General features: G+C 61.6%; 5 protein-coding genes and 1 pseudogene. All 6 read left to right on the top strand.

Annotated elements, in window-relative coordinates; translation table 11 throughout:
- Positions 1–439: pseudogene (locus NPS56_RS19590) on the top strand (urocanate hydratase); the annotation flags it as partial.
- 147 nt (positions 440–586) lie between these two features.
- The gene (locus NPS56_RS19585; protein ID WP_274076130.1) at positions 587–2,056 is read left to right on the top strand and encodes a purine-cytosine permease family protein; all 1,470 of its coding nucleotides are present in this window, start codon (positions 587–589) and stop codon (positions 2,054–2,056) included.
- 69 nt (positions 2,057–2,125) lie between these two features.
- A complete protein-coding gene (locus tag NPS56_RS19580) occupies positions 2,126–3,094 on the top strand; it encodes an ABC transporter substrate-binding protein (RefSeq protein WP_274076129.1) in 969 nt (322 codons plus the stop codon).
- A gap of 70 nt (positions 3,095–3,164) precedes the next feature.
- On the top strand, positions 3,165–4,016 hold the full coding sequence (locus tag NPS56_RS19575; RefSeq protein WP_007989253.1) for an ABC transporter permease: 852 nt from the start codon (positions 3,165–3,167) through the stop codon (positions 4,014–4,016).
- Entirely contained in the window at positions 4,013–4,843 is an 831-nt protein-coding gene (locus NPS56_RS19570; RefSeq protein ID WP_052760638.1) for a quaternary amine ABC transporter ATP-binding protein, read from the top strand. The genes NPS56_RS19575 and NPS56_RS19570 overlap by 4 nt, the downstream gene beginning before the upstream one ends.
- Positions 4,844–4,975: 132 nt before the next feature.
- The gene (gene hutH / locus NPS56_RS19565) at positions 4,976–6,499 is read left to right on the top strand and encodes a histidine ammonia-lyase (RefSeq protein WP_274076128.1); all 1,524 of its coding nucleotides are present in this window, start codon (positions 4,976–4,978) and stop codon (positions 6,497–6,499) included.
- Positions 6,500–6,574 lie beyond the last annotated feature (75 nt).

Genomic DNA, 6,574 nt, shown 5'->3' with positions numbered 1-6,574 from the left:
GGGCCTGGGCCTGCGCGCCAAGCTGGGCCTGGCGTTCAACGAAATGGTGCGCAGCGGCGAGCTCTCCGCGCCAATCGTGATCGGTCGCGACCACCTGGACTCCGGTTCCGTAGCGAGCCCGAACCGCGAAACCGAATCGATGCAGGACGGTTCCGATGCCGTGTCCGACTGGCCACTGCTCAACGCCCTGCTCAACACCGCGAGCGGCGCGACCTGGGTTTCCCTGCACCACGGCGGCGGCGTCGGCATGGGCTTCTCCCAGCATTCGGGCATGGTGATTGTCTGCGACGGTACCGATGAAGCGGCCGAGCGTATCGCTCGCGTGTTGCACAACGACCCGGCGACCGGCGTGATGCGCCATGCCGATGCCGGTTACCAGATCGCGATCGACTGCGCCAAGGAGCAAGGGCTGAACCTGCCGATGATTACCGGTAAATAAAAAACCGGCCTTGGCCGACGCAAACCTGTAGGAGCTGGCTTGCCAGCGAATGACGCACCCAGGTGTGTCAGGAAAGATGCCTTCGCGAGCAAGCTCGCTCCTACAGGGGATCACCAACCCAGAATAACAATCCACAGAGGTTGAATCATGGCTGTCAGCAGCGAACGTGCAGGCAACAAACCGTTGATCGAGAAGCGCTCGATCGACTACATCCCGGAGGCGGAAAGACACGGTCGTCTGTTTAGCCAGTTCACCCTGTGGATGGGTGCCAACCTGCAAATCACCGCGATTGTCACCGGGGCCCTGGCCGTGGTGCTCGGCGGTGATGTGTTCTGGTCGTTGATCGGTCTGTTGATCGGCCAACTGATCGGTGGCGGCGTCATGGCGCTGCATGCGGCGCAAGGGCCCAAGCTGGGCCTGCCGCAGATGATCTCCAGCCGTGTGCAGTTCGGCGTGTATGGCGCGGCGATCCCGATCGTGCTGGTGTGCCTGATGTACCTGGGCTTCACCGCAACGGGGACCGTGCTTTCCGGCCAGGCGCTGGGCCAGTTGTTTGGCGTCAGCGACACCGTCGGTATCCTTCTTTTCGCCAGTGTCATCGTGCTGGTCACGGTGCTCGGTTACCGAGTGATCCATTGGATCGGCCGTGTTGCCAGTGTCATTGGCGTGATTGCCTTTGTGTATCTGTTCAGCCGTCTGATCAGCCAGGTTGATGTTGGCGCGCTGTTGCAGATCCGCCACTTCAGCTGGAGCAGTTTCCTGCTCGCGGTGTCGCTCGCGGCATCCTGGCAGATCGCCTTCGGCCCTTATGTGGCTGACTACTCTCGCTACCTGCCGAGCAAGGTTTCCTCGGTGAAAACCTTTTTCGCCGCAGGCGCAGGTTCGGTGATTGGTGCACAGGTGGCGATGGTCCTCGGCGTGTTCGCTGCCGCTTCGGCGAACGGCCAATTCGCCGGCCACGAAGTGGCCTACATCGTTGGCCTGGGTGGTACCGGTGCCACCGCTGCGCTGCTGTACTTCAGCATCGCGTTCGGCAAGGTCACCATTTCCACGCTGAACTCCTACGGCAGCTTCATGTGCATTGCGACCATCATCAGCGGCTTCCAGGGTGACCTGAAAGTATCGCGCTTGCAGCGCCTACTCTTCGTGCTGGTCATCGTCGGTGCTGCGACCCTGATGGCGTTGCTTGGCCAGCACTCGTTCCTCGGTGCGTTCAAGTCCTTCATCCTGTTCCTGCTGGCGTTCTTTACGCCATGGAGCGCGATCAACCTGGTGGATTACTACTGCATCACCCGCGAGCGCTATGACGTGCCGGCGCTGTCCGATCCGAACGGTCGCTATGGCCGTTGGAACGCCCTCGGTATCAGCGTCTATGTTTTCGGTGTGCTGGTGCAGCTGCCGTTCATCTCCACCAAGTTCTACACCGGTCCGCTGGTGGCGGCCCTGGGCGATGTGGATATTTCCTGGATCATCGGCCTGGTGGTTCCCGCAGCCCTGTATTACCTGTGTGCGAAAAAATGGCACGGCTCAGTGCCCGATCATTTGATCCTGCCGGTCGAGCAGGACGTGGTCACCGAACAAAAGCAGACTGTCGGTCGCGCTGCGGCGCAGGCCTGATTGGACGTGGACAGGGCTGGATGCCTCTTGACTGCCGTAAGCCAATTCATGATTAGGAGCGTCACTACAATGAAATCGAACAAGACCCTGCTGACCACATTGCTATCCATGGGCCTGCTGGCCAGCGCCGGCGCCTCTCAGGCAGCGGGCTGGTGCGAGTCTGGCAAACCGGTGAAATTCGCCGGCCTGAACTGGGAAAGCGCCATGTTGCTGACCGACGTGATGCAACTGGTTCTGGAAAAAGGCTACGACTGCAAGACCGACAGCCTGCCAGGCAACTCCATCACCATGGAAAACGCCCTGGGCAGCAACGACATCCAGGTGTTTGCCGAAGAGTGGGTTGGCCGCAGCGAGGTCTGGAACAAGGCCGAGAAGGCCGGCAAGGTCGTCGGTGTCGGTGCTCCGGTCGTCGGCGCGGTCGAAGGCTGGTACGTGCCGCGCTATGTGATCGAAGGCGATGCCAAGCGTAAGCTGGAAGCCAAGACCCCGGACCTGAAGAACATTGCCGACCTGGGCAAATATGCGGCGGTGTTCAAGGACGCCGAAGAACCCTCCAAAGGGCGTTTCTACAACTGCCCGGCCGGCTGGACCTGTGAGCTGGACAACAGCGAAATGCTGAAAAGCTACGGTCTGGAAAGCACCTACACCAACTTCCGCCCAGGCACCGGCCCGGCACTCGATGCCGCCGTGCTGTCGAGCTACAAGCGTGGCGAGCCGATCCTGTTCTACTACTGGTCGCCGACGCCGCTGATGGGCCAGGTCGACGTGGTGAAGCTGGAAGAGAAACCAGGCGTGAACAAGACCGTGACCATCAAGGTCGGCCTGTCCAAGACCTTCCACGACGAAGCGCCGGAACTGGTGGCCGTGCTGGAAAAGGTCAACGTGCCAATCGACCTGCTGAACCAGAACCTGGCCCGCATGACCAAAGAGCGGATCGAGTCGCCAAAACTGGCCAAGATCTTCTTGAAGGAACATCCTGAAGTCTGGCACGCATGGGTGAGCGAAGACGCAGCCAAGAAAATCGACGCGGCCTTGTAGGTTGGGCTTCTCCGGCTGCCGACGACGGCAGTCGGATGCTTGATCGCAACCCCTTGATTGAGAGTCTCTTATGTTTCCCGAAAGCTTTACCTTTTCCATCGCCGACTGGGTCAACGGTTGGGTCGATTCGCTGGTCACCAACTACGGCGACGTGTTCCGGCACATCTCCGACACCCTGTTGTGGGCCATCGTCAATCTCGAAAGCCTGCTGCGCGCAGCGCCCTGGTGGCTGATGCTGGCCATCGTGGCGGGCGTGGCCTGGCACGCGACCCGCAAGGTCGTGACCACCGCCGTGATCGTCGGCCTGCTGTTCCTGGTGGGCGCGGTCGGCCTCTGGGACAAGCTGATGCAGACCCTGGCGCTGATGATGGTGGCCACGGTCATCTCGGTGCTGATCGGCGTGCCGCTGGGCATTCTCTCGGCCCGCAGCAATCGCCTGCGTTCGGTGCTGATGCCGTTGCTGGACATCATGCAGACCATGCCGAGCTTCGTGTACCTGATCCCGGTACTGATGCTGTTCGGCCTGGGCAAGGTCCCGGCGATTTTCGCCACCGTGATCTACGCGGCGCCACCGCTGATCCGCCTGACCGACCTGGGGATTCGCCAGGTTGACGGCGAGGTGATGGAAGCGATCAACGCCTTCGGTGCCAACCGTTGGCAGCAACTGTTCGGCGTGCAATTGCCGCTGGCCCTGCCGAGCATCATGGCCGGGATCAACCAGACCACCATGATGGCCCTGTCGATGGTGGTGATCGCCTCGATGATCGGTGCCCGTGGCCTGGGCGAAGACGTGCTGGTGGGGATTCAGACCCTCAACGTCGGACGCGGCCTCGAAGCCGGTCTGGCGATCGTGATTCTGGCCGTCGTGATCGACCGCATTACACAGGCGTACGGTCGTGCACGGCATGAGGTGAGCAAATGAACAACGCAACCGTGAGCAAGATCGAAGTCAAGAACGTCTTCAAGATTTTCGGCAACCGTTCCAAGGAAGCGCTGGCCATGGTCGGCCAGGGCAAGACCAAGGATCAGGTGCTGGCTGAAACCGGCTGCGTGGTCGGCGTGAACGATTTGTCCCTGAGCATCGGCAGCGGCGAGATCTTCGTGATCATGGGCCTGTCGGGTTCCGGCAAATCCACCCTGGTGCGCCACTTCAACCGCCTGATCGACCCGACCAGCGGCGCGATCCTGGTGGACGGCGTGGACATCCTGCAATACGACATGGAAGCCTTGCGCGAATTTCGTCGTCGCAAGATCAGCATGGTGTTCCAGAGCTTCGGCCTGTTGCCGCACAAAAGCGTGCTGGACAACGTCGCCTACGGCTTGAAGATCCGCGGCGAGAGCAAGCAGATGTGCGCCGAGCGCGCGCTGCACTGGATCAACACCGTGGGCCTCAAGGGCTACGAAAACAAATACCCGCACCAGCTTTCCGGCGGCATGCGCCAGCGTGTGGGCCTGGCCCGTGCGTTGGCGGCGGACACCGACATCATCCTGATGGACGAAGCCTTCAGTGCCCTCGACCCGCTGATTCGCGCCGAGATGCAGGACCAGTTGCTGGAACTGCAAAAGACCCTGCACAAGACCATCGTCTTCATCACCCACGACCTCGACGAGGCCGTGCGCATCGGCAACCGCATCGCGATTCTCAAGGATGGCCGCCTGATCCAGGTCGGCACGCCGAAAGAGATCCTGCATTCGCCGGCGGATGAGTATGTCGACCGCTTTGTGCAGCGTCGGGCAGCGGTGGTTTAAAGATTTGCGGTGAATGTGCTGGCCTCTTCGCTGGCAAGCCAGCTCCTACAAGGTGTACGCAATCCCCTGTAGGAGCTGGCTTGCCAGCGAAGGCGGCGGTGAAGCTGCATCAATATTTGGATGAGGTTGAAGATGTCCCAGGCTGAAAAAATCGTTATCACCGAGAAGCAGGTCACCTGGCAGGACGTGGTCGCCGTCGCCCGTCATGGCGCGCAACTCGAGCTGTCGGCGCCGATCTGGGCGCGGATTGAAAACGCCCAGGCCATCGTCCAGCGCATCGTCAGCAGCGGCGAGCGCGCCTACGGCATCAACACCGGGCTGGGCGCACTGTGCAACGTTTCGCTGCAGGACGAACAGCTCAGCCAGTTGTCGCGCAACACCTTGCTCAGCCACGCCTGTGGCGTCGGCGCGCCGCTGAGCAACGAGCAGACCCGCTCGATCATGTGCGCCGCCGTCGTCAACTACAGCCACGGCAAATCCGGCCTGCACCGCCAGGTAGTCGAGGCGCTGCTGGCGTTGCTCAACCGTGGCATCACCCCGCAAGTGCCATCCCAGGGCTCCGTAGGCTACCTGACCCACATGGCCCACATCGGTATCGCATTGCTGGGTGTCGGCAATGTCAGCTATCGCGGGCAGATCGTTTGCGCGCAGCAGGCCCTGGCCGAAGAAGGGCTGCAACCGGTCAAGCTGGGTGCCAAGGATGGTCTGTGCCTGGTCAACGGTACGCCCTGCATGACCGGCCTGAGTTGCCTGGCCATTGCCGATGCCACGCACCTGCTGGAATGGGCCGACGTGATCGGTGCCATGAGCTTCGAGGCCCAGCGCGGGCAGATCGACGCGTTCGATGCCGAAATCATCGCGCTCAAGCCGCACCCGGGCATGCAGCAGGTCGGCATCAACCTGCGTGCGTTGCTCGACGGCAGCGAAGTGATTGCCCAGAGCAAGGGCATTCGCACACAGGATGCCTTGAGCATTCGATCGATTCCGCAGGTGCACGGTGCTGCTCGCGACCAGTTGCTGCACGCGACCCGGCAGATCGAAACCGAACTCAACAGCGCCACCGACAACCCGCTGGTGCTGGGCACCGCGGACAACTACCGCGTCGTTTCCCAGGCTAACCCGCACGGCCAGTCCGTGGCGCTGGCGGCAGACCTGCTGGCCATCGCCATGGCCGAAATCGGCTCCATCGCCGAGCGTCGTCTCGACCGTTTGATCAACCCGCATGTCAGCGGTCTGCCGGCGTTTCTGGTGGCCAACCCGGGCGTGAACTCCGGGATGATGATCGTGCAATACGTCGCTGCCTCGCTGTGTGCAGAAAACCGCCAATTGGCGCAACCGGCGGTACTCGACAACTACGTCACCTCCGGCCTGCAGGAAGATCACCTGAGCCTGGGCACCAACGCCGCGCTGAAGCTGCATCGTGCCCTGGAAAACTGCACACAGATCCTCGCCATCGAGTACCTGCTGGCAGCCCAGGCGTTCGAGTTCCTGAAAGAACAGCGTTTCGGCGCTGGCACAGATGCGGCGTGGCGTCTGCTGCGTCAGCGCGTCCCGGCTTACGATCAGGACCGTTGGCTGGCGCCGGACATCGCTGCCGCTGCTGGGGTTTTGAAAGAACCGAATTTGCTGCGCAAGGCTTTGCCGAACCTGAACTGATTTCTAAATAAGCCAGCGTGCCAAGGCGCCAGCCCCCCAAAAGGTGGGAAGCGACGGACAACGGACATCTCCGGA

Source organism: Pseudomonas putida, assembly GCF_028682635.1.
Classification (GTDB): Bacteria; Pseudomonadota; Gammaproteobacteria; order Pseudomonadales; family Pseudomonadaceae; genus Aquipseudomonas; species Aquipseudomonas putida_AE.
The sequence above is the reverse complement of the archived record's forward strand: the minus strand, read 5'-3'. Positions and strand labels throughout refer to the sequence as shown.

What these genes read in the sequence shown, in the direction of transcription:
- NPS56_RS19585 (WP_274076130.1), top strand. Translation starts at nt 587, where the DNA reads ATGGCTGTCAGCAGCGAACGTGCAGGCAACAAACCGTTGATCGAGAAG.
- NPS56_RS19580 (WP_274076129.1), top strand. Translation starts at nt 2,126, where the DNA reads ATGAAATCGAACAAGACCCTGCTGACCACATTGCTATCCATGGGCCTG.
- NPS56_RS19575 (WP_007989253.1), top strand. Translation starts at nt 3,165, where the DNA reads ATGTTTCCCGAAAGCTTTACCTTTTCCATCGCCGACTGGGTCAACGGT.
- NPS56_RS19570 (WP_052760638.1), top strand. Translation starts at nt 4,013, where the DNA reads ATGAACAACGCAACCGTGAGCAAGATCGAAGTCAAGAACGTCTTCAAG.
- hutH (WP_274076128.1), top strand. Translation starts at nt 4,976, where the DNA reads ATGTCCCAGGCTGAAAAAATCGTTATCACCGAGAAGCAGGTCACCTGG.